Source organism: uncultured Agrococcus sp. (assembly GCF_945915485.1).
In the GTDB taxonomy this organism is placed as follows: Bacteria; Actinomycetota; Actinomycetes; order Actinomycetales; family Microbacteriaceae; genus Agrococcus.
The window spans coordinates 24,042-50,987 of record NZ_CAMEFJ010000002.1; the positions used below are offsets into that span (position 1 = coordinate 24,042).

Consider the following 26,946-nt stretch of genomic DNA (forward strand, 5'->3'; position numbering starts at 1 on the left):
CTGGCTCTAGAGGTTAAGCCAATAGGGCGTTGTAGCGAGGATGCGCGGTGTGGTTCTCGGGCAAGGCGGAGGAGGAAGGGCGCAGTGGAGCTGCGTTCGACGACGACAACGCAGCACGAGGGCCGCACCGCACACCGCAGTCAACGCCACCTATTGGCGCGACCGCTTACACTGAGCAACGTGAAGAAGACGCTGCTCGCTCTCGTGCTCGCGCTGCCCATCGCGGTGTGCCTCGCAATCGCTGCGTGGCCGCAGGGTTTCGGGCTCGAGCAGACCCCCATCATCGCGCAGGTCGTGGCTCCCCGCGTCGGCGTCATCTGCATCGCTCTCGTGCTTCTCGTGCTCTTCGCACTGCTCGCCAGATGGGAGGCCCCGCGGCGCTTCGCGCTGACCGTCGTCACCATGCTCCTCCTCTTCGCACTCGTTTCGGGGAGCCTGCATTTCTCCCGCGGCGCCGGGTCAACGGGGCTGGAACGGGCCGAGGGAGATGTCACGGTCGTCACCTGGAACACGCTCGGCGACGAACCGGGTGTCGACGCGCTCGTCGAACTGATACAGGAAACGGACGCCGACATCGTGGCGCTGCCGGAAACGCGTGGAGCGTTCGCAGCCGAGGCAGCGGTCAGGATGCGCGAACTCGGCAAGCCGTTCTGGGCGCACACGACCCACTTCTCGGAACAGTACGGAGCCCTCAGCACATCGCTCTTGATCTCTGCAGACCTCGGCAGCTACACGACCGATCTCGAAATCGGGCAGACCCGCACGCTGCCGACGATCGTGGCGCGCCCGGACGACGGAACGGGCCCCGTCATCGTTGCGACGCATCCCGTCGCCCCTATCCCCCAGCAAATGCGCAACTGGCGGCAGGATCTCGAATTCGTCGCCGGGCTCTGCAATGGCATCGACTCCGTCATCATGGCGGGCGACTTCAACTCGACGCTGGATCACTGGGCGAGCCTCGGCGTCGACGGCGGCGACCTCGGGAGATGCGTTGACGCCGCTGGTGCGGCGGGAGCGGGGACGGCGGGTACGTGGCCGACCGAACTGCCGAGCTGGCTCGGTGCGCAGATCGATCACGTCGTCGCGACACCGGACTGGCAGGTCGTCGACGCGCACGTCCTCACGGATCGCGACAGCTTCGGGACCGATCACCGCCCGGTCGTTGCCGTTCTGCGTTTCACCCCGAACGAATAGCTGCCGCGCCGCGCACACCTCCTCCTGAACGTTGTTGGCGCCACGGGCGCGGGCAACGGCGACCTGGTGACACAATGGAGGCATGACGGAAACCGCACAGAAAGACGCGCCTCGAGCGACCGAGAACCGATCCACAGTTCCCGGAGACTCGGCGTTCACGACCTACATCCAAGAGCACTGGGCAGACCGAGACGAAACACCCGGTGAACCACGCTCCGCTGCCGCGTACGCCGCGCGACGACGCGCCGGCGTCTCCGAACAGTTCACGGGCCGATCGCTCGTGATCGCAGCGGGTGAGGCGAAGGTTCGCTCGAACGACACCGACTACGCGTTTCGCGCGCACACGAACTTCAGCTACCTGACCGGCTGGGGTGCCGACTCGGTTCCCGGATCCGTGCTCGTGCTCTCGCCGAAGGAAGACAGCCACGAAGCCGTGCTGTTCTTCCGCGAACGCGCAACGCGCACGGAGAAGGAGTTCTACGCGAATCCCGACATCGGTGAGTTCTGGACGGGCCCGCGCCCTCCGCTCGAGCACGTTGGAGCCGACCTCGGCATCGCTGTTCAGCCGCTGACCGCGCTGAAAGCGGCGCTGGAGCAGCTGGAGGGCGACGCGCTGGTCGTCGGAGAAGACGACTCGGTCGTCGCCAGTACGCTCAGCGGGCGCGTTGACGAGGACGGCAGCGCCGACCTGGCTCGCGTACTCAGCGAGATGCGACTCGTGAAGGACGCCTACGAGGTCGACGAGATCACCGCCGCGGTAGAAGCGACGAAGCTCGGTTTCGACGATATGGTGACGGAGCTGGACGCCGCTACCAGTCACGCTCGCGGAGAACGAGTCCTGGAGGGAACGTTCTTCCGTCGCGCACGCATGGAGGGCAATGAGATCGGCTACAGCACCATCGTCGGCGCCGGCTCGAACGCGTGCTACCTGCACTGGGTACGGAACGACGGAGCCGTCCAGCAGGGCGACCTCGTCCTCATCGATGCCGGCGTCGAAGTCGACAGCCTCTACACCGCCGACATCACGCGCACACTGCCGGTCTCCGGTCGGTTCTCACCCACCCAACGGATGATCTACGAGGCCGTTCTCGAGGCGGCCGACTACGCGCTGTCGATCGTCCGCCCCGGCATCGTCTTCAGGGATGTGCACGCCGCGGCCATGGAGGTCATCGCGCGGAAGACGGCCGAGTGGGGGCTGCTCCCCGTCTCCGCGGAGGCATCCCTGGAACCCAGCGGCCACTACCACCGCCGCTACATGGTGCACGGCACGAGCCACCACCTCGGGCTCGACGTACACGACTGCGCGCAGGCTCGACGAGACATGTACATGGACGGCGAAGTCGCCGAGGGCATGGTTTTCACGATCGAGCCGGGGCTGTATTTCCAGGAGGACGACCTCACGGTGCCAGAGGAGTTCCGCGGCATCGGCGTTCGTATAGAAGACGACATCCTCGTCACCGCGGACGGAGCGGTCAACCTGTCAGCGCACATCCCCCGCACGGCAGATGAGGTCGAGGGCTGGGTGCAGGCTCAGCGCTGATTCAACGCCCGGAATCGCTCGCCAGAAGGTTTTTATGGGTCCGGACGACGTCTTGACCCATAAAAACCTTCTGGACCGGGCGTCGTAGCTGCGACGGTCAGTCCTGCGAACGCGAACTGTCCGCGAGCGGATTCGGCACCCGCTCCGATGAGCCGATACGCTCATCGCGGGCGGGTGTCGTGCCGTCGGCCGGACCGTCCTCGTTCGAAGCAGGTTCCTCTTCCGCCGATGCACTCTCGCTCGCGGTCGCCTCTTCCGCGGCAGCTCGCCGGACACCGGGGCCCAGCTTGTGCATGACCGCTGCCGCGACCTCCTGCGGAGCGACGAGGTCGAAACTCGCCGGGATGATCTGCTGCACGCTCTGGTACTGCCGGTTCTTCTTCGTGAACGAATGCGTGACGATCGACAACAGCATGCCGAACGCGACACCCAGGATCGGCATGGCGAGCACCATCATCCCCGCTTCGGGTACCAGCAGCCAGAAGACGATGCCGAGGAACAGACCGAAGGTCAGCCCCCGCATGGCGCCGGCCATGGCCACCTTGCGCCAGGTGAGCCTGCCCATGACGCGCTCCACGACACGGACGTCGTTGCCAACCAGCGCGATGCCGGAAACATCGATCTCCGCCTCGGCAAGGCTGTTGATAGCCTGCTGCGCCGTTTCGTAGCTGCGGTACGTGGCAACCGTCACCCCTTCCGGGAGGCGCCCCTGCGCCTGGCGTCCTGAGAACATCGTCATAACTCCATCGTCCCACGAACATCCCCGCAGTTCAGCCGTGTTCGCACGGGGTGAACGGTACATTGGAACCCATGAGTGGATCGAAAGCCTTTGTGGCGCGATTGCACGGTGTCCCGGTCTTCGACCCGGCAGGCGACAAGGCGGGGAGGGTCCGCGACGTCGTGCTCGTCAAAAGAAGCACCGATGCTCCCCGAATCGTGGGGATGGTCGTCGATCTCTCCGGCAAACGACGAGCGTTCCTCTCCATCGGCCGAGTCCTGTCGATAGGCGGCGGACAGGTCATCACGACCGGCAGGTTCAGCCCGAAGGCGTTCAAGCAGCGCGGCGGAGAGCAGCTCGTCATGGCCGAGGTTCTCGGTCGTCAGGTCACGCTCGCGGACGGCACGAGCGCCACGGTGGAAGACCTCTCGATAGAACGGGCGCACAACGGCGAATGGCGCATCGACGAAGTGTTCCTCCGCAGACCGCGCACCGGCCCGTTCTCGAAGGGCAAGACGCTGCTCGCCGACTGGGACGACCTGCGCACCGACGAGCTCGCCGATACCGACTCCGAGCACATTCTCGCGACGTTCGAGGACATGCCTGCAGCCGATGTCGCCTCAGCGCTGCTCGATCTGCCGACGCAGCGCATGCACGAAGTCGCCCCGGATCTCCCGGACGGTCGGCTCGCGGACGTCTTGGCCGAAATGGGGACGGACGATCAGGTAGCGCTGCTGGACGCACTGGACGACGCGAGGTCGGCCGACGTGCTGGATCAGATGGATCCCGACGACGCCGCCGACCTCATCGCCGAGTTGCCGCCTGAGCGTATGGAGGCCCTGCTCGCCCTCATGGAGCCGAAAGAGGCAGAGGACGTCAGGATGCTGCTGGCATTCGAACCGGACACGGCCGGTGGCCTCATGACGAGCGAACCGCTCGTCCTCGCTTCCGACTCCACGGTCGCCGAGGCTCTCGCAATGGTGCGGAAGCACGAAGTGGCCCCCGCACTCGCGGCGAGCGTGTGCGTAACGCTCCCGCCGTACGAGACGCCGACCGGCCGATTCCTCGGCGTCGTGCACTTCCAACGGCTGCTTCGCTACCCTCCCGGAGAAAAGCTGGGAACGCTGCTGGACCCGACGCTGGACCCCGTGCTCACGTCGGCCTCCGGGGCGCAGGTGACGAGGCTCATGGCCACCTACAACCTGGTCTCCCTGCCGGTCGTCAACGAGCACGGGCAGCTGGTCGGCGTTGTGACGATCGATGACGTGCTCGACCACATCCTGCCGGACGACTGGCGGGACCACGACGTGAGCGAGGTGACCGCACATGCCTAAGGACGACTTCAGCACCCCGAAGTCGGGGGCCAAGAAGCAGCGCGGCGCCGGCAGCGACAAGTTCGGCGAGTTCACCGAGATCTTCGCACGAGGGATGGGAACCCCAGCATTCCTCGTGGGTATGACGATCGTCTGCGGCTTCTGGCTCATCTTTAACTCTCTCGTACCGGAAGACGCGCAGTTCGACCCCGAGCGGCTCGGCTTTCCGCTGCTCACGCTCGCGCTCAGCCTGCAGGCCTCGTATGCAGCTCCCCTGCTCCTGCTGGCGCAGAACCGGCAGGACGACCGCGACCGCGTGCAGATCGAGCAGGATCGTGTACGAGCGGAGCGCAACCTCAGCGACACCGAGTATCTCGCGAGAGAGGTTACGGCCCTGCGCATGGCAATGCGCGATATCGCAACGAAGGATTGGATGCGAGCCGAGCTGAAGAGCCTGCTCGAGGAAGTAGACCAGCAGCACGACCGGGAGCACGACGATCGAGCATGACCGAGTCACCCCTGCTCCGAGCGCTCGGTCGCGTCAACGACCCTGAGATTCGTCGCCCGCTGACCGAGCTGGGCATGATTCCGTCTGCGGAAGTCGAGGACGGAGTCGCGCGCATCCGACTTGAGCTCACGATCGCCGCCTGCCCCGCTGCCGACCGGATTCGCGCCGATGTTGCCGAAGCTGCGCTCGGCGTCGACGGTGTCGATAGCGTCGACCTCGACGTGGGAGTCATGGAGCCGGCCAAGCGCAAGGCTCTCGTCGAGCGGCTGCGGGGCTCGCGTCGGATACAGTTCGACGCGGACTCGCTCACCCGTGTCATCGCGATTACGAGCGGAAAGGGCGGTGTCGGTAAATCCACCGTCACGGCCGGTCTCGCGGTGGAGCTCGCCCGCAGGGGACAGCGCGTCGGACTCATCGACGCCGATGTGCACGGCTACTCGATCCCGGGCATTCTCGGGCTGCAGCAGCAGCCGACCCGAGTCGGCGACCTCATGATGCCGCCCGTCGCGCACGGAGTGAGCGTTATCTCGATCGGGATGTTCGTCGAGGGCAACACCTCCGTTTCGTGGCGCGGCCCCATGCTGCACAGAACACTCGAGCAGTTCCTGCGCGATGTGTGGTGGGGTGATCTCGATACGCTGCTGATCGATATGCCCCCCGGAACGGGCGACGTAGCGATTTCACTCGGGCAGCTGCTGCCGAGCGCAGAAGTCGTCGTGACGACGACCCCGCAAACTGCGGCAGCCGACATCGCCGAGCGCTCGGCCCTCGTGGCACGCCAAACAGGGCAACGCGTCATCGGTGTCGTCGAGAACATGGCCGGTCTCGCTCAGCCCGACGGGTCCGTGCTCGACGTGTTCGGCTCGGGAGGCGGTGACGAGGTCGCGAGGCGGCTCGAAGTGGATGTCCTCGCACGCATACCGATCTCGATTCCGCTGCGGCAATCCGGTGATGCCGGCGAGCCCATCGTGCTGCGTGCACCGGATGATCCCGGGACGGAAGCGCTGCGAACCCTCGCCGATGCGCTGGATGCGCGACGCACCCCGCTCGCCGGGCGCGGAATCCCGCTCTCCCCGGAATAACCGGGAGCTACGTGTTTACGTGGCGTCTGTGTCGAAGGGAGCGGGCCCGTCGACGCGGTCACCGGCTCTCGCGAGCATGGCTTTCGCAGCGGGCGACGAAGGACCTGTGTCGGCGGCAACCGCTCCCGATGCGGCTGCCGTTGTCTTCGACGGCTCATCGATGAAGGCGTCTCTCACGATCCTGCGGGGATCGTACTTGCGCGGATCCATCTTCTGCCAGTCGATCTCATCGAATTCCGGACCGATCTCGTCGCGCATGCGCTGCTTCGCCGAGTCGGCGTAGCCTCGTGCCGCGCGAATGCCGTCTCGCAGCTTCTCCGCGTAATACGGCAGTTTCGAGGGGCCGAGCACGATAACGGCAAGCAAGGCTATGGGAAGCAGCTTGTCGAGAGACAGCCCGAGAAAGTTCACACTTCGATGGTATCTTCCCGCGCACCGTGACGGCGAGCCTGTCGGCTCCTGGCACAAGGGGTGAGTACGCTCTTGACGCAGGAGGGCACCGTGACTAATCCCAATCTCGTCAGGAAGTACGTCGACGATCTACCGATCGAGACGGACGCGATGAGCATTGCCCGCGACGCCGCAGAGGAGATGGCGTTGCATCCCGTCGCGCCCGGAGTCGGGGCGCAGCTGGCCGTCCTCGGTGCTGCGTGTCGCGCCAACAGCATTCTCGAGGTCGGCACGGGCACGGGCGTCAGCGGCCTCTGGCTACTTCGCGGAGCGCCGAAAGCAACGCTCACCTCGATCGATCTCGAGCTGGACTCGCAGCAGCACGCCCGCTCGGCATTCGCGGCCGCGGGCATCCCTGCCACACGAGCACGCCTCATAACCGGCGACGCGCGTGCAGTGCTGCCGCGCATGAACGAGGCAAGCTATGACATCGTCTTCCTCGACGCTGACTCTGAGCACCTGCTCGAGTTCGTAGAACTGGCGCTGACGCTAACACGCGTCGGCGGTACGGTTGCTGTTCACGGTGCACTGCTGGACGGTCGCATCGCCGACCCTGCGCAGCGGGGCGAGGAGGTCGGCGATATGCGCGCCCTCCTCGCCGAACTGGCTGCGACCGACGTCGTCGTCAGTGCGTTGAATCCCGTTGGCGGAGGACTCCTGCAGATCACCCGGCTGCCGGACGCCCCCTAGGCGTCACAGTCCGTGGTGTTGCGGTTCCGGGGAACGGCGCCTTCGCCGAGCACTGCAGGAGAACGGTGCCTCTAGGCTCCTACGACGACGCCGCTGAGCGCCGTGTGCAGCTCCGCCGCTTCGGCATCGTTGACCGAAACGACGAGGCGACCCCCACCCTCGAGCGGGATACGGACGATGATCAGTCGTCCCTCTTTCACTGCTTCCAGTGGTCCATCGCCAGTGCGCGGCTTCATGGCGGCCATGCGCCACCCCTTTCACTTGTTGTGGAACCGTTCTATTGTCTCACGATCGAAGGAGACGGGACGGCGTCGGCGTTCAGCTAGCAGTCAGCCAATTGCGCAAGCGAAGTTCGCCGTCGCGAATCTGGTCGAGCGGCACGTGCTCGTCGTCATGATGCGCAAGGAGCGGGTCTCCCGGCCCGTAATTGACAGCGGGAATGCCGAGCGACCAGAACCGTGCGACGTCGGTCCAGCCGTATTTCGCTTTCGGGCTCAGACCGGTGGCTTCCAGGAACTCCTTCGCGACGACGGCGTCGAGACCGGGGCTGGCTCCTCCGGCCTGATCCGTGATGACGACTTCGAAACCCGCGAACAGGTCTTTCACGTGCGCAATGGCATGCTCGACCGTCTTCGAAGGAGCGAAGCGATAGTTGATCGTGATGCGGCATTCGTCGGGGATCACGTTGCCCGCTATTCCTCCGGAAATGCCGACCGCATTGAGCCCCTCACGAAACACGAGCCCCTCGACGTTGACATCCGAGGGCCGATAATCCTGCAGTATCTGCAGGACCGCTGCCGCATCGTGGATCGCATTGTGCCCGACCCAGCTGCGAGCCGAGTGCGCGCGCACTCCGCGTGTTATGACGTCGACACGGAGCGTCCCGTTGCAGCCGCCTTCGACGGCTCCGTTCGAGGGCTCACCGAGAATGGCGAAGTCTCCTTGCATCAGGTCGGGGCGCGCCTCCGCAAGTTTGCGCAGGCCGTTGAGGTCAGCGCTCACTTCTTCATGGTCGTACCAGATCCAGGTGACGTCCAAGCTGGGCGCCGCGATCTCAGCGGCGAGCTTCAGCTGCACCGCGACCCCGGCCTTCATGTCGACCGTCCCGCGACCCCACAGCACCTCTCCCGCGGTGCGCGTCTCGAACCGCGTAGGCAGATTCTCGTTGAGCGGCACGGTATCGATGTGGCCGGCGATGACGACGCGGCGCGAGCGGCCAAGGTTCGTCCGAGCAACAACCGTGTCACCGTGCCTGTCGACCTCGAGATGGCCGACCGAGCGCACTGCGGCTTCGATGGCATCCGCGAGCGCCGTCTCATTACCCGAAACGGACTCGATGTCACAGATTTGACGGGTGATATCGACGGCGTCCTGGGTGAGATCCAAAGAGTTCTGCAGCATGGCACTAGCCTAGTTCCCATGACACGCTTTGCTTTCGGCCGCGGACTCGCGACGATCTATCGCGACAAGGTGCTCGACGTCTGGTACCCCAGCCCGCGCTTGGGCGAAGCCCCCGACGGCGACGAGCGCTGGTTGGGAGAGAACGGCCTCGAGCCGTATCGGGATGACACGCGCGGGGTCACGGTCGAGCCTCGATCCGTGCAGATCGATCTGGACGCTGCTCCGACGTCTGTCGAGGATGTGTACCTGCGACTGCACCTTCTGAGTCATCAGCACGTACTGCCGAATTCCATCAATCTGGATCGTGTCTTCTCGTTGCTGCCGATCGTCGCATGGAGCAATGCCGGCCCTATCGACCCCGGATACTGGGCAGAGCACAGAGTGCAGATCCAGCGTGCGGGCATCCAGGTCCAGCTCGTCGACAGGTTCCCCAGAATGACCGACTACGTACTCCCCGATGGTGTCCGCATAGGCGACGCGAGCCGCGTTCGCCTCGGTGCGCATCTCGCGAGCGGTACGGTCGTCATGCACGAAGGATTCGTCAACTACAACGCCGGCACCCTCGGCACCTCCATGGTCGAGGGGCGTATCTCGCAGGGCGTCATCGTGGGTGACGGGAGCGACATCGGCGGTGGTGCCTCGATCATGGGCACGCTTTCGGGAGGCGGCAAGGAGCGCGTCGAAATCGGTAGGGGTGTCCTGCTGGGCGCGAACTCGGGAGTCGGTATCTCGATCGGCGATAACGGCATCGTCGAAGCCGGTCTGTACGTCACTGCGGGCACGAAGGTCTTGCTGGCAGGCGAAGAGGTGAAGGCGGTGGATCTCTCCGGCATCCCCAACCTGCTCTTCCGCAGGAACTCCGTGACGGGTGCTGTCGAGGCTATCGAACGGTCCGGGAGGGCCATCGAGCTGAACGAGGCGCTGCACTGATCACGATTCACGGCACTGCCAAAGCCAGTCCGCGGCTCCTTCGGAGCGGCCCTTGCGTCGAAAACTTGCGCAAATACCGACGCGAACTGCGCACTCGATCATCGCCGCTTTTGAAGCTGCCGCCACCTGGGGCCGCTGATATCCGCCGCGCGGCGGATGCGACTCGCGATCGACTCATTTAGTCTGGTTCCCGTGACCGATCAGCAGCAGCACTCCGCAAGCCTCGCGCTGAGGCACTTGACCAAACGATTCGGGCCGAAAGTCGCAGCCGACGACGTCAGTCTCGATGTTCCCGTCGGCTCCATGTTCGGTCTCTTGGGCCCGAACGGTGCCGGCAAAACGACGACCCTGTCGATGACCACTGGCCTCCTGCGCCCCGATGCCGGCACTGCATTCGTTCTCGGCGCGAACGTCTGGGAGGATCCGGCCGCGGCGAAGGGCCGAATGGGCGTTCTGCCGGAGGCAGAGCAGATGTTCAACCGACTCACGGGCCGGGAGCTGCTCCGCTACACGGGCCTCCTGCGCGGAATGGCCGCGGAGGACGTCGTCTCGCGCACCGACGAGTTGCTGGAGGCACTCGGGCTGACCGATGCCGCCTCGAAGCTGGTGGTCGACTACTCGTCGGGCATGACGAAGAAGATCGGGCTCGCATCGGCGCTGATTCACGCGCCTCGCCTCTTGATTCTCGACGAACCGTTCGAGTCGGTTGACCCGGTTTCGGGTGAAACCATTCGCTCGATTCTGCGTTCGTACGTCGCGGGAGGGGGCACAGTGGTGCTCTCGAGTCACGTGATGGAGCTGGTCGAGAACCTTTGCGACCACGTCGCCATCATGGCCGAGGGCAGGGTCCTCGCTGCCGGCACGCTCGATGATGTCCGAGCCGGCCAATCGCTCCAGGAGCGTTTCCTCGGCATGGTCGGCGTCCACCAGCTCGGCGAGGAGTCCCTTTCGTGGTTGCGCAGCTAGTAACGCTGCAGCTACGACAGCTCGGCCATCTGCTCACCCGCAGCGGCTGGGCGATCGTTGCGACGGTGTTCTCGGGTCTCGGCGCGCTGGGATTCCTCGGTGCACTGGCTGCGCTGCTCATCACCCTTCGTGCTTTCGCCCCCGAGATGCTTCCTCCGGCGATGGTCGTCGTCGGCGCTGCGGCCGTGCTGATCTGGATGCTCGGCTCACTGCTGATTCAGGGTTCGCACCAGCTCGCACCGGAGCGCTTCGCCCTTCTGCCACTGCGCCCGGGGCCACTCGCTCGTGGGCTCGCCGCAGCATCCGCGGCAGGCATAGGCGGCGTCATCACCATCGGACTGCTACTGCTCTCGCTCATCGCCTGGAGCGTGTCGCTGCCGGCGCTACTGGCAATGGTGCTCATGCTGCCGGTCGCGCTCGCGACGTGCGTGCTCGCCGGGCGGGCGTTCAGCGCTCTCCTCGCACGCGCCTTCGCTTCCCGGAAGACCCGCGACTTCACGAGCATCCTCCTGATGATGGCGTTGGTGTCCACGGGGCTCTGGCTGCAGTTCGGCATCATGGCCGCCTACGAACTCGGTGAGAACCTGGAGGCGCTCGAGCGGTTCATCAACATCATTGCGACAACGCCGTTCGGAGCTGCTTTCGGTGTTCCTCTTGCGGTGTGGCACGGCGAATACGGCATCGCGGCCATTCGCCTCGTAGTCGCACTGGCGACGGTGGCACTGCTGCTGTGGGCCTGGACCGCGCAGGTCGGCGCCAGGCTCGTCAACCCCATTCAGATGCGCGGCAGCGGCACGATCCGGGGTGGCGGACTGCTGGAACGACTCTTCCCCGCAACACCGGTAGGGGCAATCGCAGTGCGCAGTCTGCGGTATCGCAGACGCGACCCGCGCATGATCATCAACGCGGTGCTCATGCCTTTCCTGCCCGTGTTCGTCATGGCGGTCTGGGGCATGAACGGTGTGCTGCCCCTCGACCTCCTGCCCTATCTTGCGCTGTTCCTCCCCTTCATGCTGAGCACTGTCGTCGGCATGGACCTTGCGTACGACCACGCGAACTTCGCGACGCACCTGCTCACGGGAGTCTCCGGGAAGGACGACCGAGCGGGAAGAGCCCTTGCCATTGCGGTTATAGCGGTTCCGTTCGCACTCGTTCTCGTGCTGGGATCCTCGGCGATATTCGGGGCCTGGGACCACACCGTCGCTGCGCTCGCTCTCACACTCTCGTCGACGCTCATAGCATTGGGGGCGGGCAGCTGGTTGGGCGTATATCTTCCGGGGCGCGCGCCCAGGCCGGGGGCGAGCCCGTTCGGGAAAGGGTCGTCTGGCGGCATCCAGGCGCTGGTCCAGATGCTCGCATCGGTTGCGATCATCGGGGCACTGTTGCTCCCGACCATCGGCCTTCTCATCGGCAGCGTGTTCGTGCCGTGGCTGAACTGGATGGCGCTGCTGGCAGGCACCGCCATCGGTGTTGCGACACTCGTGTTGGGCATCCGCGTCGGAGGGAAGGCGCTCGACAAGCGCGGGCCGCAGGTGCTGCAGGCTGTCACGAGCGAATCGTAGGTCGCTACACCAGCGCCTGCAGAGGACCTCTGGCGAAGAAGATCACGAACATCGCCGCAACGATCCACAGCAGCGGTGAGATGCTCTTGAAGCGGCCGCTGCTGGCGTGCACCAGCACCCAGGCGATGAAGCCGACGCCGATACCGTTCGCGATGTTGTACGTCAGCGGCATGACCGCGATCGTCAAGAAGGCGGGCAGCGCCACCCGGAAGTCGGTGAAGTCGATGTCCTTGATCTGCGCCATCATGAGCGCGCCGACAACCACGAGCGACGCGGCTGCGACCTCGAGCGGAACGACCTGTGTGAGCGGCGTCAGGAACATCGCGGCGAGGAACAGGATGCCCGCCACGATCGACGAGAGACCCGTTCTGGCACCCTCCGCGACGCCCGCCGCCGAGTCGACGAACACCGTGTTGCTCGAGGTGCTCGAAGCGCCTCCCGCAACTGCGCCGATGCCCTCGACGATGAACGCGCGACGGAGACCCGGGAACTGTCCGTTCTCGTAGGAGATGCCGGCCTGTTTCGCCAGGCCGGTCATGGTGCCCATCGCATCGAAGAAGTTCATGATCACGAGCGTGAAGATGAACATCATGGCCGCGAGATAGCCGACGCGTTCGAAGGCGCCGAGGAAGGATACCTGGCCGAGCAGGCTGAGGTCGGGCAGCGCGACGATCGCGCTCGGGAGCTCCGGCGCGTTCAGGTTCCACGCGTTCGGGTTCTCCCCGAGTGAAGGACCGACCTTGAAGATCGACTCCAGCACGATGGCGATGATCGTCGTGCCGACGATGCCGATGAGCAGCGCTCCCTTGACCCGCAGGGCAACGAGCCCGCCCATGAGCGCGAGGCCGATGATGAAGACGATCGTGGGCAGGCTCGTGATCGAACCGCCTTCACCGAGTTCAAGAGGTGGCGACGGGAGCGTTGTGCTGCGCACAAAACCGGCGTTCACGAAGCCGATAAAGGCGATGAACATGCCGATGCCGACGCTGATCGCGCTCTTCAGTGCGGCAGGGACAGCGTTGAAGATCATGCGGCGCAATCCCGTGGCACCGAGCAGCACGATGATGAGCCCGTTGATGACGACGAGCCCCATCGCTTCCGGCCAGGTGAGATCCTGCACGAGCGTGAACGCGAGGAACGAATTGATGCCCAGTCCGGCAGCGAGCCCGAAGGGCACGTTCGCTATGACGCCCATGAGAATCGTGACGAGCCCCGCGGTCAGTGCCGTCGCGGCCGCCAGCTGGTGGTTGGGCAGCCAACCGCCTTCGACATCCGTCGCCGCCTGATCGGCTGCGAACCCGCCCATGATGAGCGGGTTCAGGATGATGATGTACGCCATCGTGACGAACATCACGACGCCACCGCGTACCTCCTGCGAAACGGAGGTACCTCGTTCAGCGAAGTGAAAGAACTTTGCTAGGCGACCGACCCTCGCCGACTCGCTCGAAGCGGTCATCCTCAGAGGTGGCGTTCAGCGGGGCCGACGTAGAGCTGCTGGGGGCGACCGATCTTCGTCTGAGGGTCGCCGACCATCTCTCGCCAGTGGGCTATCCAGCCCGGGAGGCGCCCGATCGCGAACAGCACCGTGAACATCCGCTCTGGGAACCCCATCGCCTTGTAGATGACACCGGTGTAGAAGTCGACGTTCGGGTAGAGCCTGCGCTCGATGAAGTACTCGTCTTCCAGCGCTACCTGCTCGAGCTCCTTCGCGATGTCGAGCAGCGGGTCGTTGACGCCGAGGGCCTGTAGGACGTCGTCCGCTGCTCCTTTGACGAGCTTCGCGCGCGGATCGTAGTTCTTGTAAACGCGGTGACCGAAGCCCATGAGGCGTATGCCCTGCTCTTTGCGCTTGACGCGCTCGACGTACCGCTGCACGCCTTCACCGGAGTCGCGGATATTGCGGAGCATCTGTAGAACCGCTTCGTTGGCGCCGCCGTGCAGCGGCCCGGAAAGCGCGTGGATGCCGGCGGATACCGATGCGAAGAGGTTCGCCTCCGTCGAGCCGACGAGGCGAACGGTCGAGGTGGACGCATTCTGCTCGTGGTCGGCGTGCAGGATGAGCAGCTGCTCGAGCGCACGCACCATGACGGGGTTGAGCTCGTATTCCTCCGCCATGAGGCCGAAGTTCAGTTTGAGATAGTTCTCGACGAACGAGAGCGAATTGTCGGGGTACAGGAACGCTTGGCCGATGCTCTTCTTGTGCGCGTACGCTGCGATGACGGGCAGCTTCGCAAGCAGGCGAATGGTCTGCAGCTCTACGCTCTCGGGGTTGTGGGGGTCGTGATCGCCCTCGTAGTAGGTCGATAGCGCTGAGACGGCGCTGGAGAGTGCGCTCATGGGATGCGCGTCGCGAGGCAACGAGTCGAAGAAGCGCCGAAGGTCTTCGTGCAGTAGCGTGTGACGGCGGATTCGCTGGTCGAAGTCGTTGTGCTCCTGCGGGCTCGGAAGTTCACCGTAGATCAGCAGATAGGCGACTTCCAGGAACGACTTCTGCGTTGCCAGCTCTTCGATCGGGTACCCGCGGTACCGCAGAATTCCGGCGTCGCCGTCGATGTACGTGATCTTGCTCTTCGTCGAAGCGGTGTTCACGAATCCGTAGTCGATCGTGGTGTGACCGGTCGACGACATCAGCTTGGAGATGTCGAGACTCGACCTGCCCGATGTCGCCGGGACGATGGGCACTTCGTGGTGCGATCCGTCAACGGTGATGGTAGCCGTCTTCTTCGGGGCACTCTCATTCGCGTTGTTCGTCACCAGAACAGACTACGGCCTAGACGGTTGTTTTGGGAAACCGGTCCGGTGGACCGGTTTCGTACAAGGGAGGGATTTTCGAGAGCACAAGCACTGAAGCTTTTACCGCCAAGGCGCGGGGCGAGCTCCCGGGATTGAACAACGAGGTACCTCGTTTAGCCTGACTTCAGGCGAAGCCGGGAGAAGTACCCACGCCCGAGGACGGACGTGGCGCTGGCGTCGCAGCGAGGCTCCGAAAGGACCCTCGCACAAGAGCTCCAGCGCGCCGGTGGACCGGTTTCGTACAAGGGAGGGACGTGGCACGTCGATCCCAGACGGATTTTACGGGTCTGGACGCCGTCTCAACCAGTAAAATCCGTCTGGAGACGCTGATCCCCACGGCGATCGCAATCCCTCGCCGCGCACACTACGCGATAGCCGGTCGTCAGGCGATGTTTGCACGCAACCGAGCTGCGGCCTGCTCGATCACGGCATCCGTCGCGGTCAAGGCAATACGCACCCGGGTGTCGTCCCCGTAGAAGTCGCCGGGAGCGACGAGGATGCCGAGGGTCGCGAAAGCGTGTACCTGCTCGCGCGCAGCTTCGCCATTGCCAGCCCAGATGTAGAGCCCGGCATCTGACTCGGTCGACCATCCGGCTCCACGCACCGCAGTGAGGAGTGTCTCGCGCCGCGCCCTGTAACGTTCCCGTTGCTCCGCAACGTGGTCGTCATCGTCGAGCGCGGCTACCATTGCGGCCTGCACCGGTGCGGGTGGTATCAAGCCCAGGTGTTTCCGCACGCCGACAACACGCTGCACGAGCTGCTCATCACCGGCGACGAACGCCGTCCGGTAGCCGGCGTCGCTGGATTGCTTGCTGAGTGAATGCACTACCAGGAGGCCCGTGACATCGCCGTCCGTGACTCGCGGGTCGAGCACGCTGGGGGCATCCTCAACATCCCACGGCAGGAGTGCGTAGCATTCGTCGCTCGCAAGAACAGCGCCCAGTTCGCGTGCCCGCGCTACCGCTGCGCGCAACTCCTCGAGTCCGAGCACTCGGCCCGTCGGGTTGGATGGCGAATTCAGCCACACGAGACGCGTGGAGTCCGGCCAGGAAGCGGGATCATCGCCCGCATGCACACTCGCTCCTACGAGACGGGCCGAGACATCGTAGGTCGGGTACGCGACCTCCGGAATCACGACGGTGTCACCCGGGCCCAGCCCGAGCCAGAGCGCGAGACCCGCTATGAGCTCTTTCGATCCGATGGACGGCATAACGGCTCGCTCCGTGAGCCCGGGAACACCGCGAACTCTCGCGAACCAGTCGATGATGGCTTGCCGAAGCCTCGGGGTTCCCCACACCTGCGGATAGCTGTGCGCATTCGATGCGTCGCCGAGCGCCTCGCGCAGAATTCCCGGGGTCGGGTCGACGGGCGAGCCTACCGAGAGGTCGATGAGTCCATCGGGATGCTCGCTCGCGACGCGTTTCGCGTCAGCCAGCGAGTCCCACGGGAATTCGGGAAGTTGCAGCGCCACGAGATTACACGTCGTGCTCTTGCGGCGGAAGCTTCGCGACGATGGGGTGATCGCCCGGGATCGGGCCGACCTTCGCCGCCCCGCCGGGAGAACCGACTTCTTCGAAGAATTCGACGTTCGCGTCGTAATACTCGGCCCACTCTTCAGGAACATCGTCCTCGTAGAAGATCGCCTCAACCGGGCAGACGGGCTCGCACGCACCGCAATCGACGCACTCGTCGGGGTGGATGTAGAGCATCCGATCGCCCTCGTAGATGCAGTCGACGGGGCATTCGTCGATGCAGGCGCGGTCCTTCAGGTCAACGCACGGCAGTGCGATCACATAGGTCACGGTACAGCTCCTTCCCGAACGTCCAGTCTACCGACGCGGGCACCGCGTAGGTCCGGCACGGCAAGCGTGGCGAAGCTGCCTATGGCCACGACGCCGATCCATGTCCAGCCGAGCACTGTCGACGGGATGAGGATGCTCGCGGAGCCCTGCACACCGCCGAACGGGTCGGTCGCGAGCACGAGCAGCGTCACCAGGCTCACGACCGCTGCGACGACGCCCGGCGCACGATACGGGTGCATGAGCCGGGCTCCCACGAGGGTCCCCCACACTCCGAGTGTCGCCAGCACCAGCCCTATGGGCGGAGCAGCCAGGTAGGAGAATGTTCCCGCGACCGTGACCGCGACGGCGAGCACTCCCGTCCCCAGCGTGGCGAACCAGTAACCGAAGCCTCGGCGACCGATGGCCGCGGCCACCTGAACGGGTACGCTGCGGAAGACATGCTCACCGACTGCGCGGTCCCCCTTCTCGGCCTGCCCGTCGATGACCTGCCAGAGCGGAATCCCTGTGTCCGCGGCGACACCGCGAACGATCCTGCTCGTCACGTCACCGCGGTCTTCGTCGTCAGCGAGGAACACGATGGCTTCCAACTCACCCTCTTCGATAAGTCGACTCAGCGCTTGCACAGAGGCTGCCTCGACATCGGCACCCGGAAGCGCCTCTGCAACCGCTTGCACGACGAAGACAACCGGGATCGTGTTGCCGGCACGCATGTGCGCCATCGTGCTCTCGAGCCGACCCGCTTGCGCGTGATCCGATGTGACGACGAGAACTCGTTCACTCCCTGCCATCAGTCCAGCCTAGAGCGTCGAGAACTCAGTTCGCCGACAGGCGCTTCATGCGCGACGTTTCCCTGGCACGCTGCGTCGCGTCGAGCGTGACCTTGCGGATGCGCACGGCAGCAGGGGTGACCTCGACGCATTCGTCGTCGCGGGCGAATTCGAGGCACTCCTCCAGCGACATGTCGCGCGCGGGCGTCAGCCGCTCGAGTTCGTCACCCGTCGCTGAGCGCATGTTCGTGAGCTTCTTCTCCTTGGTGATGTTCACGTCCATGTCTTCGCCGCGGTTGTTCTCGCCGACGACCATGCCTTCGTAGACCTCTTCCGTGGGCCGCACGAAGAATGCGCCGCGATCGGCAAGCGAAATGAGCGCGAAGGGCGTTGCAACGCCCGAGCGGTCGGCAACGAGCGATCCGTTGTGCCGCTGCACGATCTCACCCGACCAGGGCTGGTAACCGCCAGAGATCGCGTTAGCGATACCGGTTCCACGAGTGACGGTCAGAAATTCGGTGCGGAATCCGATGAGGCCGCGCGAAGGAACCGAGAACTCCATCCTGACCCAGCCGGTGCCGTGGTTCGACATGCCGACCGTGCGCCCCTTGCGAGCCGCCAGCAGCTGCGTGATAGCGCCGAGGTACTCCTCCGGCGCGTCGATCGTGAGCGACTCGAACGGTTCGTGCAGCGTGCCATCGATCGTACGCGTGACGACCTGCGGTTTGCCGACCGTGAGCTCGTAGCCTTCGCGTCGCATCTGCTCGACGAGGATCGCGAGAGCGAGCTCTCCTCTTCCCTGCACCTCCCAGGCGTCCGGGCGGCCGATGTCGACCACCCTGAGGGAGATGTTGCCGACCAGTTCGCGGTCGAGACGGTCCTTCACCATGCGTGCCGTGAGCTTGGCACCCTTCACCTTGCCGGCGAGCGGCGAGGTATTGGTGCCGACCGTCATCGAGATGGCGGGGTCATCGATGGCAATGCGCGGCAGTGGGCGAACGTCGTCAGGGTCAGCGAGCGTCTCACCGATCGTGATGTCCGGGATGCCCGCGACAGCAACGATGTCGCCTGCGGTCGCCGACTCCGCCGGGACGCGATCGAGCGCCTGCGTCTTCAGCAGTTCCGAGATGCGCACGTTCTGCACATTGCCGTCGTGACGCACCCAAGCGACCGTCTGGCCCTTCCTCAGTGTGCCCGCGTGAACGCGCAGCAGCGCGATTCTGCCGAGGAACGGCGACGCGTCCAGGTTCGTCACGTGCGCCTGCAGGGGGCCTTCGTCATCGTACTGAGGAGCAGGAATGTGCTCGAGGATCGACTTGAACAGCGGCTCGAGATCGTCGCTTTCGGGCAGGCTGCCATCAGCGGGTCGTTCTGCCGAGGCTCGACCGGCCTTGCCTGACGCGTAAACGACGGGAACGTCGAGGACGGCGTCGAGGTCGAGGTCGGGAACATCGTCGGCGAGATCGGATGCGAGTCCCAGAAGAAGATCCTGCGCCTCGTGCACGACCGCGTCGATACGTGCATCCGGTCTGTCCGTCTTGTTGACGACAAGGATGACGGGAAGTTTGGCTTCGAGCGCCTTCCGAAGCACGAATCTGGTCTGCGGCAGGGGCCCCTCAGAGGCATCCACGAGAAGCACGACGCCATCGACCATCGAGAGCCCACGCTCGACTTCGCCACCGAAATCCGCGTGGCCCGGTGTGTCGATGACGTTGATCGTCACAGGCGAGTCGGTGTGCTCCCCCGCATAGCGGATCGCCGTGTTCTTGGCGAGGATCGTGATCCCCTTCTCGCGCTCGAGCTCATTCGAGTCCATGACGCGTTCGTCGTGCGTGTCGTGGTCACCGAACGAGTTCGTCTGCACGAGCATCGCGTCGACGAGCGTGGTCTTTCCGTGATCGACGTGCGCGACGATCGCGACGTTCCTGAGGTCCTGGCGGGTGGCAGTGGCCATTCGAGTCTTCCTGGGTATAGAGCGGCCGGGCGAACGCGCAGCCGATCCATGTTACAGCCCAGCGAGCACTATCGCACGTCTCCCACCTGCAACACTTCTCGGTCTATACATGGGATGAACGCGCTATACGGGCGTGTCGCCATCCACAGACCGAGAAGTGTCCCGGACAACTAGGAGTGTCAGGTTGCTTCGAGGATCTGCTTTCGCAGTTCGCGACGCGACCGCTGCTTGTCCGGGTCCGGCACGGGAATCGCCGCGATGAGTCGCTGCGTGTACGCATCCTGCGGAGCACGCAGAATCGCATCACGGTTGCCGACCTCGACGATCTTGCCTCGCTGCATCACCGCGATGCGATCGGACATGAAGTCGACGACCGCCAGGTCATGCGTCACGAAGAGGCACGCGAAGCCGAGCTCGTGCTGGAGTTCCTTCAGCAAATCGAGCACGGTCGCCTGCACCGAGACATCGAGCGCCGAAGTCGGCTCGTCGGCGACGAGCAGCTTCGGGTTCATCGACAGCGCCCTCGCGATGCCGATACGTTGCTTCTGCCCGCCGGAGAGTTCGTGAGGGTACCGGTTCCGATAGTTCTTCGGCAGGCGCACACTGTCGAGCAGCTCTTCGACGCGTTTGTCGAGCGCCTTGCCCTTCAAAGCGCCGGAGAGCATCAGCGGCTCGCCGATCGATTCACCGATCGGGAGGCGGGGATTCAGCGACGAGGACGGATCCTGGAAGACGATGCCGACATCCTGCATGAGGTCTTTCGTCAGCTTCCTCGATGGCTTCGTCAGGTCCCGGCCCGCCACTCTGATCTTGCCTTCCGCAATCGGATGGAGACCGATCGAAACACGCCCGATCGTCGACTTCCCGGAACCCGACTCGCCCACGAGCCCGAGCACCTCGCCGGGGTAGATCGATAGATCGACGCTGTCGACAGCCCTGAACGTGCCCAGCTTGCCCTTCTTGCCGTACTCGATCGAGACGTTCTCCAGCATGAGCACGGGCTCACCGATCTGGATCGCTCTCGTCTCGTCTCCCGGCTCCTGCTCTTCGACCTCGTGCGCGGCCTCGAGGTTCGCCCGCACACGCTCGGCGAGCTTCTCGTCCTCTGCGTCGGCGGCGAGCGCGAGCGTCGCCGTGAGATCGATCTCGTCGTGCTCGTCGTCGCCTTCACCAAGGCTCAGCACGGCATCCAGGAGCTCCTTCGTGTAGGGGTGCTGGGGGCGCTGGAAGATGTCAGCGACCGCGCTCTGCTCGACGATCTCTCCCTTCTGCATGACGACGACCCAGTCTGCAAGGTCTGCGACAACGCCCATGTCGTGCGTAATGAGCAGCACCGCCGAACCCAGACGCTCCTTGAGATCGCGCATGAGATCGAGAATTTCCGCCTGCACCGTCACGTCGAGCGCTGTCGTCGGCTCATCGGCGATGAGCAGCTCCGGATCGAGCGCGAGTGCCATGGCGATCATGGCGCGCTGACGCTGCCCGCCCGAGAGCTGGTGCGGGTACGATTTGAAGCCCTTCACGGGGTCGGGCATCTCGACGAGTTTCAGCATCTCGAGCGCACGCTCTTTCGCCTGCGAAGGCAACATCGCGCGGTGGAGGCGAAGCGCTTCCATGATCTGGAAGCCGACCGTGAACACGGGGTTCATGGCGGTCATGGGCTCTTGGAAGATCGCGGAGACACGGTTACCGCGCACTTTGCGCATCGCCGTGTTCGTCATTCCCATGAGCTCGTCGCCGCCCAGCTGAATCGACCCGGAGAGGCGTGCCGTCTTCGGCAGCAGATCCAGGATCGCCATGGAGCTCACACTCTTCCCCGACCCCGACTCGCCGACCACCGCGACGATCTCTCCCCTGCCGATCTCGTATGAGATCTTCTTCGCCGCCGGTGTCCAAACTCCATCCACTGCGAAGTCGACGCTCAGGTCGGTGATTCGCAGTGCGGGGGCGTCAAGGTGTCGTTCCTCAGTCATGCCCTCTCCTCATCTTGTCCAACGGGCCTCGTGGGCCCTGTTCGCTGCATAGCGGCGGCACGGCCGCGTGCGAGAATATCCGCATGGCTCGTGGCTTTACTTCGAATACGTTCGTGTCCAGGACCAACCGCGGGTTGGCGCTGCTCAGCGCATTCTTCGTCGTGAGCTTCGGCGTCGCCATGGGCTTCTACGCCTACGGCCTGCAGGGCTACGCGATTGTCGCGGTAGGCATCGCGTGGCTGCTGCTCACCATCTACTTCTGTCTCTGGCGACCGAGTCTCGAGGTCTCCGACAATTCGGTGCGTATCGTGAATCCGCTGCGCACCGTCGAGATCCCGTGGTCGAGTGTTACCCACGTCGACACGAAGTTCTCGCTGACGATCTTCACGCCCTTCGGTCGGTTTGCCGCGGCTTGCGCGCCGCAGCCGGGTCAGCTCGCCTCGCGACGCGCCGTGAAGCGCGCCGAGAAGGAGCCGAACTCGCACACGGCACTGGATTCGGGCGTCCGCATCGGTGACCTTCCCGGCACGGAGTCGGGAGACGCTGCTGCGCTGGTTCGTGACCGCTGGGAGACCTGGCGCGACCGCGTTCGCGACGCCGCTCCCGATGCCGACGCTCACGAACCCGCCAAGCGACCGAACTACGCTGTCATCGCGACGATGGTGCTCATGCCCCTCGCGGTTGTTGTTCTGGCTCTTCAGTGATCGCATAGGAGTCCCTACGACTGCTCGCGCGTGCGGCGACGGCTGAAGCGCTTCTGACGCGGATCGAACGCCTCTCGCAAACCGTCTCCGACGAAGTTGACGGCGAGCGCCGGGGTCACGATGAATAGCGCGGGCCACCAGTACAACCACGGCCGGTTCGCGAACGCGGTCTGGTTGTCGGAGATCAGCCGACCGAGCGACACTTCGGGAGGTCGGATACCGTATCCGAGGTAGCTGAGGCCAGTCTCGGTGAGGATCGCAGCTGCCATCAGCAGGCTCGAGGCGACGATCACGACGCCGACGGCGTTCGGCAGGATGTGCTTGAAGATGATGCGCGCATCGGATGCTCCAGCGACACGCGCCGCGTCCACGAACTCTCGCTCTCGCAGCGTGAGGAACTCACCGCGCACGAGTCGCGCGATCGACATCCACAAGAACGCTCCGAGAAGCGTGCCGAGAATCCAGATTCCCATGTCGCCGCTGATGCGGCCGACGACGGCACCGATGACGAGCGCCGGGATCACAATGAAGACATCGGTGATGCGCATGAGCAGAGCATCGATCCAGCCACGGAAGTAGCCTGCAACGGCACCGACGACGGTTCCGATCACGGTTCCGACTCCGCCGATCAGCAGCATCACGAGGTACGAATTCTGGATACCCCTCATAGTCATGGCGAAGTAGTCCTGGCCGATGGTGTCCTGGCCGAACGGGTGCTCCAGTGTCGGAGCACCGTTCGGGGCTCCTTGAGGATACGGCGTGCGGTGATTGAGCTCCCAGATGCCCGAGATCGGGCCGAGCCCCACCATGACGACCGAGAATACCCAGATGCCGATGAATACGACGAGTGATCCCATCGCGAGCGGATTCGTGACGAAGCGCTTGAGGATCAGCGTCCATTGGTTCTCGGACTTGACTTGCTCTTCCACGGGAAGGTTGGTTGATTCAGCCATTACTTCACCCTCACTCTCGGATCGAGCACCGCGTACATCAAGTCGGCGATGAAGTTGAACGCGATTGCCAGAATCGCGATAACGAGGAAGTACCCCATGATCGGATTCAAGTCGAGCTTCTGCAGCCCGACGTCGAACATGCGCCCCATGCCGGCGATCGCAAAGACTCGTTCGGTGATGAGCGCTCCTCCCAAGAGAGTGCCGACGTCTGCAGCAATGATCGTGGTGAGAGGAATGAGCATGTTGCGGAACGCGTGCCGCATCACGATCGTGTGCTCACTGAGACCTTTCGCACGCGCCGTACGGATGTAGTCCTGGTTGAAGACCTCGAGCAGGCCCGCCCGAGCGAAACGCGTGTAGAAGGCGAACGAGATCAGCGTCAGTGAAATGGTCGGGAGCAGGAAGTGCATCAGCTGATCAAGCCCGGTGCCCCATATGTCTGCCGTATACCCCGTCGTCGAGGCCTGCGCTGTGGCCATGGGGCGACCATTGATGCGTGGGTGATTGATGTACGCCGGCCACGCCTGCATGAAGCGGTCGAGGACGACGAATGAGGAGGCGAAGAAGCCAGTGAACGTCGCCGCACGAATGACTTGCCCCTTGTCCGGTCCGAAGAGGCTCACGATCCAGCCGATCAGCATGCTGCCCGCGATCGCGCCCACGGCAAGGATCATCAGTGTCCACATGGAGGAGACGTTGAAGAGGCCCTGCAGCGCGAAATAGCAGATGTACGCGACTGCGCCGGCGATACCGGCGGCGAGGAGTGCCCTGCGGTTCTTCAGGTTCGCTGTCAGCGCAGTCATTCCGACGACGGTGAGCCCGATCAACAGGAACAGCAGCACGGGCCCGAGGTGAGGAACGCGGAAGAAGTCCGTGACGTTGATGTAGATGAGTGCGCCGGCCGTGGCAACACCCGCCGAAACGAACGTGATGATGCGTTTTCTCGCGTCCCCGCCTAACAGCATGGCCCACACGATGGCGGATAACAGCGTTATGGCTATGACCCAGAATAATCCGATTTGGGGTGGATCACCTCGAGCGATGAAGTTGTTGAACCCGATCGCTCCGAATTCCTTCAGCAGCACCGCGATCAGGAACGACGGCAACGAGTAGAGGAAGAACGACAAGAACGTTATGGATATATCGAAAGCGGAATTCTGCCGCAGCGCCGTGATCATGCCCACGGCGACACCGAGGATGATCGCGAGCACGGTCGCTACCGTCACGAGCCGGACGGTCGAAGCCATAGCCGGCGGCAGCAGCTGCGCTACTGAGAAGCCCTCCACGCTGTTGCCGAGCGTGCACTCGAAGGCGAAAGGTACGAGACATCCGCCGACGCCGCCGAGCCAGTGGAACCAGCGCAGCACGGGCGGGATATCGAGGTTGAGAAGGTCGATTCTTCGCTGAATCAACTCTTCCTTATTGATGGCGTTTGATGCGCGCAGCTCTTCTAGGGGATCACCCGAAACAGCTGTCAGCGTATACATCAGGAAGGACGCAGCAACGATGGTCAGGATGGAGACCAGGATGCGTCTTGTTATGTATGCGAACACGTCGTTGTACTCCGGTCGTCAGGGGAAACTACACCATGATTACGCAAAAGAGTTGAGAGTGCAAAAAAGCACCGGCCATGCCGCAAGCGCGGTCATGGCCGGTGCCTATTTGGTCAACCCTTAAGGTGTGATTTCAACGATCTGGATGGGTTCTGCTCTGTCGAGTTAGAGCGACCATTCCAGAATGTTGTGGATTACACCGGTCTGGTTCGGGTTGTAGAGGATGCCGTCAACGGTTCCGTTGTGGGCAACCAGACCCGGCGACTGGAAGAGCGGTACACCGTAGCCGTCTTCACGGGTGATCGTGTCGATCTCCGTCATGATCTCGAGCATGCGCTCCGGGTCTTCGATCAGCGTCTGCGACTCGTCCACGAGGGCGTCGATGTCGGAGTTGCTGTAGTTGTTGTAGTTTCCGCCGCCGCCGGTCTGCCAGATCTGCGGCAGGCTGGCGAAGCCGACACCGGGCGAGATCCAACCGAAGATCGCTGCGTCGTAGTCCTCGGAGCCGAGACGCGGCGACCACTCGGGGTCACCCTCGTCGACGATCACGAAGCCAGCCTCTTCAGCGCTCTGCTGGATGAGGCGGAACGCGTTGACACGGTTCGGGTTGTCCGCTGCGTACAGAATTCGGACTTCAGGGGTCTCGCCGTTCAGGAGTTCCTGAGCCGCCTCAATGTCGGGCTCATCGAACATCTCGTAGCCGTTCTCCGAAGTCGCTGCGACGTAGTCGTCACCGTTCGAGGGGACGTACATCTGTGAGTTCAGAATCTGCGCCTCGGGGTTCGTCGGCGTCACGATCGAGTCCAGGATCGCCTGGCGCGGGATCGTGTGCAGGAAGGCCTGGCGGATGCGCTCGTCCTCGAAGACGCCGCGGAAGCTCAGGTCGACGTGGTCGTACGAGAGCTGGTCACCCGTGATGATCTCGGCGCCGTTCGACTCGAGCGTCTGCACCGTGTTGGCGTCGGCCTGCGGTTCGATGATGTCGACCTCACCGTTCGCCAGCTGCTGGATCTGCGTGGAAGCGTCACCGATGAAGCTGATGATGAGCGTGTCGACACCGGGGGCATCGCCCTGCCAGTTCGGGTTCGCGCTGAACTCGATGTAGCCACCGTCGTTCGCCTGGAAGTCGCTCACAACGTACGGGCCGGCGGCCACGAGAAGTCCCTCGTCGCTCGGCATCTCCGTGATGGCATAGCCGTTGTTGAAGAACGAGCCGATCGCTTCGAGCGTCTCGTCCTCGTTGTAGCCGGGCTCAGCGTCCGTGAAGAAGTCCGTGAGCTCTTCAGCCGTCATGTCAACCTGGTCGGCGAACACGTGCGCCGGCTTGCCGAGCATGTTCACGAGCTCCCAGTCAACGTAGGGCTCGTCATATGTGATCGTCAGGGAGCGAGCCTCGCGGTCGATCTCCGGGAAGTCGGTGGTGTCCAGACCAGCCGTGGAGCCGGCGAGTGAGAAGTACGATGCGGGCTCCCCATCTGCGTCTTCACCAGCGAACCAGCCCGAGTTGATGACCCACGTCAGCAGCATGTCGTCGACGGACATCTCTGTTCCGTCGGACCAGACAGCGTTCTCGTTGAGCGTGTACTCGACCGTCAGCGGGTCCTCCGAGACCAGCTCGAACGAGCCATTCGTCTCGTCGCGGTTGCTCTCGATCTCGGCGTCAGCGTTGGCGCGAGTGTTCAAGAACGTACCCGGGCCGCTGCTGCCCCAACCGTTACCGGTGATGTAGTCGATCATCCCGTTGGTGTTCAGGTTGTGATCGGATGTGGCGCCGTTCAGCGAGTTCGCAGCGTTCGTGGTTGCGATCGTGACAGTGCCGGACGTGGTGTCGTCGCCGTTGTCGTCGCCGTCACCGCCGCCATTGGTGGTGCAGCCTGCGAGAACGAGCGCAGCCGCCGCCGAAGCGGCGATCGTTGCGCTGAACTTACGGCTGCTCTTGAAGCGGGTGCTCAAGGCTTGCCTCCTTGGATTCGTACGAGCACGTGGTTGTGCTCGATCAGTTACCCTCCAACTGTAGATCCGAGAAAGCCCGGTTTGGGTCCGAAATCCGGAAACGTTACGAAGCGGTGATCTTCTGTGTTATCCGGGCATCG

General features: G+C 64.0%; 24 protein-coding genes. 10 read left to right on the forward strand and 14 right to left on the reverse strand.

Annotated features, from left to right (window positions below; genetic code table 11):
• Positions 1-180 precede the first annotated feature (180 nt).
• Positions 181-1,194, forward strand: coding sequence for an endonuclease/exonuclease/phosphatase family protein (locus Q0O95_RS00625; protein ID WP_293694322.1), 1,014 nt, complete (start codon positions 181-183; stop codon positions 1,192-1,194).
• Between the two features lie 82 nt (positions 1,195-1,276).
• Positions 1,277-2,734: an aminopeptidase P family protein gene (locus Q0O95_RS00630; protein WP_293694324.1), complete on the forward strand. Its 1,458-nt coding sequence runs from the start codon at positions 1,277-1,279 to the stop codon at positions 2,732-2,734.
• Between the two features lie 97 nt (positions 2,735-2,831).
• On the opposite strand, the gene Q0O95_RS00635 is transcribed toward Q0O95_RS00630, so the two are convergent.
• Positions 2,832-3,473: a general stress protein gene (locus Q0O95_RS00635; protein ID WP_293694326.1), complete on the reverse strand. Its 642-nt coding sequence runs from the start codon at positions 3,471-3,473 to the stop codon at positions 2,832-2,834.
• A 71-nt stretch (positions 3,474-3,544) separates the two neighbouring features.
• Here Q0O95_RS00635 and Q0O95_RS00640 point away from each other — a divergent pair, with 71 nt between their 5' ends.
• Genes Q0O95_RS00640 through Q0O95_RS00650 form a run of 3 tightly spaced genes read left to right on the forward strand, consistent with a single transcriptional unit; the run spans position 3,545 to position 6,355 of the window.
• Positions 3,545-4,786, forward strand: a complete 1,242-nt coding sequence (locus Q0O95_RS00640; RefSeq protein WP_293694328.1) for a CBS domain-containing protein — start codon at positions 3,545-3,547, stop codon at positions 4,784-4,786.
• Complete coding sequence (locus tag Q0O95_RS00645; RefSeq protein ID WP_293694330.1) at positions 4,779-5,273, forward strand: DUF1003 domain-containing protein; 495 nt, start codon at positions 4,779-4,781, stop codon at positions 5,271-5,273. The genes Q0O95_RS00640 and Q0O95_RS00645 overlap by 8 nt, the downstream gene beginning before the upstream one ends.
• Positions 5,270-6,355, forward strand: a complete 1,086-nt coding sequence (locus Q0O95_RS00650; protein WP_293694332.1) for an Mrp/NBP35 family ATP-binding protein — start codon at positions 5,270-5,272, stop codon at positions 6,353-6,355. Before Q0O95_RS00645 ends, Q0O95_RS00650 begins: the two co-directional genes overlap by 4 nt.
• Before the next feature lie 15 nt (positions 6,356-6,370).
• Here Q0O95_RS00650 and Q0O95_RS00655 read toward each other — a convergent pair whose 3' ends face one another.
• On the reverse strand, positions 6,371-6,766 hold the full coding sequence (locus Q0O95_RS00655) for a hypothetical protein (RefSeq protein ID WP_293694334.1): 396 nt from the start codon (positions 6,764-6,766) through the stop codon (positions 6,371-6,373).
• Between the two features lie 90 nt (positions 6,767-6,856).
• Between Q0O95_RS00655 and Q0O95_RS00660 the strand changes: the two genes are divergently transcribed.
• Positions 6,857-7,495, forward strand: coding sequence for a class I SAM-dependent methyltransferase (locus Q0O95_RS00660; RefSeq protein WP_293694336.1), 639 nt, complete (start codon positions 6,857-6,859; stop codon positions 7,493-7,495).
• Between the two features lie 71 nt (positions 7,496-7,566).
• Here Q0O95_RS00660 and Q0O95_RS00665 read toward each other — a convergent pair whose 3' ends face one another.
• Together Q0O95_RS00665 and dapE are read right to left on the reverse strand one after the other, a co-directional pair.
• Complete coding sequence (locus Q0O95_RS00665) at positions 7,567-7,740, reverse strand: DUF3117 domain-containing protein (RefSeq protein ID WP_293694338.1); 174 nt, start codon at positions 7,738-7,740, stop codon at positions 7,567-7,569.
• Positions 7,741-7,813: 73 nt separating this feature from the next.
• On the reverse strand, positions 7,814-8,896 hold the full coding sequence (gene dapE / locus Q0O95_RS00670; RefSeq protein WP_293694340.1) for a succinyl-diaminopimelate desuccinylase: 1,083 nt from the start codon (positions 8,894-8,896) through the stop codon (positions 7,814-7,816).
• Positions 8,897-8,914: 18 nt separating this feature from the next.
• Between dapE and Q0O95_RS00675 the strand changes: the two genes are divergently transcribed.
• From Q0O95_RS00675 to Q0O95_RS00685, 3 genes are all read left to right on the forward strand, one after another.
• Positions 8,915-9,826 (forward strand): DapH/DapD/GlmU-related protein, encoded by a 912-nt coding sequence (locus Q0O95_RS00675; protein ID WP_293694341.1) that lies wholly within the window; start codon positions 8,915-8,917, stop codon positions 9,824-9,826.
• A 192-nt stretch (positions 9,827-10,018) separates the two neighbouring features.
• On the forward strand, positions 10,019-10,792 hold the full coding sequence (locus tag Q0O95_RS00680) for an ABC transporter ATP-binding protein (RefSeq protein ID WP_293694343.1): 774 nt from the start codon (positions 10,019-10,021) through the stop codon (positions 10,790-10,792).
• A complete protein-coding gene (locus tag Q0O95_RS00685; RefSeq protein ID WP_293694345.1) occupies positions 10,777-12,354 on the forward strand; it encodes a hypothetical protein in 1,578 nt (525 codons plus the stop codon). The genes Q0O95_RS00680 and Q0O95_RS00685 overlap by 16 nt, the downstream gene beginning before the upstream one ends.
• Before the next feature lie 4 nt (positions 12,355-12,358).
• On the opposite strand, the gene Q0O95_RS00690 is transcribed toward Q0O95_RS00685, so the two are convergent.
• The 7 genes from Q0O95_RS00690 to Q0O95_RS00720 form a co-directional block, all read right to left on the reverse strand.
• Positions 12,359-13,810, reverse strand: a complete 1,452-nt coding sequence (locus Q0O95_RS00690; RefSeq protein WP_293694347.1) for an NCS2 family permease — start codon at positions 13,808-13,810, stop codon at positions 12,359-12,361.
• Positions 13,811-13,812: 2 nt separating this feature from the next.
• The gene (locus tag Q0O95_RS00695) at positions 13,813-15,111 is read right to left on the reverse strand and encodes a citrate synthase (protein ID WP_293694457.1); all 1,299 of its coding nucleotides are present in this window, start codon (positions 15,109-15,111) and stop codon (positions 13,813-13,815) included.
• A 418-nt stretch (positions 15,112-15,529) separates the two neighbouring features.
• A complete protein-coding gene (gene dapC, locus Q0O95_RS00700) occupies positions 15,530-16,618 on the reverse strand; it encodes a succinyldiaminopimelate transaminase (RefSeq protein ID WP_293694349.1) in 1,089 nt (362 codons plus the stop codon).
• A 4-nt stretch (positions 16,619-16,622) separates the two neighbouring features.
• Positions 16,623-16,949 (reverse strand): ferredoxin, encoded by a 327-nt coding sequence (gene fdxA / locus Q0O95_RS00705; RefSeq protein ID WP_293694350.1) that lies wholly within the window; start codon positions 16,947-16,949, stop codon positions 16,623-16,625.
• A complete protein-coding gene (locus Q0O95_RS00710) occupies positions 16,946-17,737 on the reverse strand; it encodes a hypothetical protein (RefSeq protein ID WP_293694352.1) in 792 nt (263 codons plus the stop codon). The genes fdxA and Q0O95_RS00710 overlap by 4 nt, the downstream gene beginning before the upstream one ends.
• Before the next feature lie 25 nt (positions 17,738-17,762).
• On the reverse strand, positions 17,763-19,670 hold the full coding sequence (gene typA, locus Q0O95_RS00715) for a translational GTPase TypA (RefSeq protein WP_293694354.1): 1,908 nt from the start codon (positions 19,668-19,670) through the stop codon (positions 17,763-17,765).
• Positions 19,671-19,849: 179 nt separating this feature from the next.
• Complete coding sequence (locus Q0O95_RS00720) at positions 19,850-21,643, reverse strand: ABC transporter ATP-binding protein (protein WP_293694356.1); 1,794 nt, start codon at positions 21,641-21,643, stop codon at positions 19,850-19,852.
• A gap of 113 nt (positions 21,644-21,756) precedes the next feature.
• Here Q0O95_RS00720 and Q0O95_RS00725 point away from each other — a divergent pair, with 113 nt between their 5' ends.
• Positions 21,757-22,347 carry a PH domain-containing protein gene (locus Q0O95_RS00725; protein WP_293694357.1) on the forward strand — a complete coding sequence of 197 codons (591 nt, stop codon included), beginning with the start codon at positions 21,757-21,759 and terminating at the stop codon, positions 22,345-22,347.
• 14 nt (positions 22,348-22,361) lie between these two features.
• Here the strand turns inward: Q0O95_RS00725 and Q0O95_RS00730 are convergent, their stop codons facing one another.
• The 3 genes from Q0O95_RS00730 to Q0O95_RS00740 form a co-directional block, all read right to left on the reverse strand.
• Entirely contained in the window at positions 22,362-23,300 is a 939-nt protein-coding gene (locus Q0O95_RS00730; RefSeq protein WP_293694359.1) for an ABC transporter permease, read from the reverse strand.
• Complete coding sequence (locus Q0O95_RS00735; RefSeq protein WP_293694361.1) at positions 23,300-24,853, reverse strand: ABC transporter permease; 1,554 nt, start codon at positions 24,851-24,853, stop codon at positions 23,300-23,302. The genes Q0O95_RS00730 and Q0O95_RS00735 overlap by 1 nt, the downstream gene beginning before the upstream one ends.
• Positions 24,854-25,018: 165 nt before the next feature.
• On the reverse strand, positions 25,019-26,806 hold the full coding sequence (locus Q0O95_RS00740) for an ABC transporter family substrate-binding protein (protein WP_293694363.1): 1,788 nt from the start codon (positions 26,804-26,806) through the stop codon (positions 25,019-25,021).
• Positions 26,807-26,946: the final 140 nt, after the last annotated feature.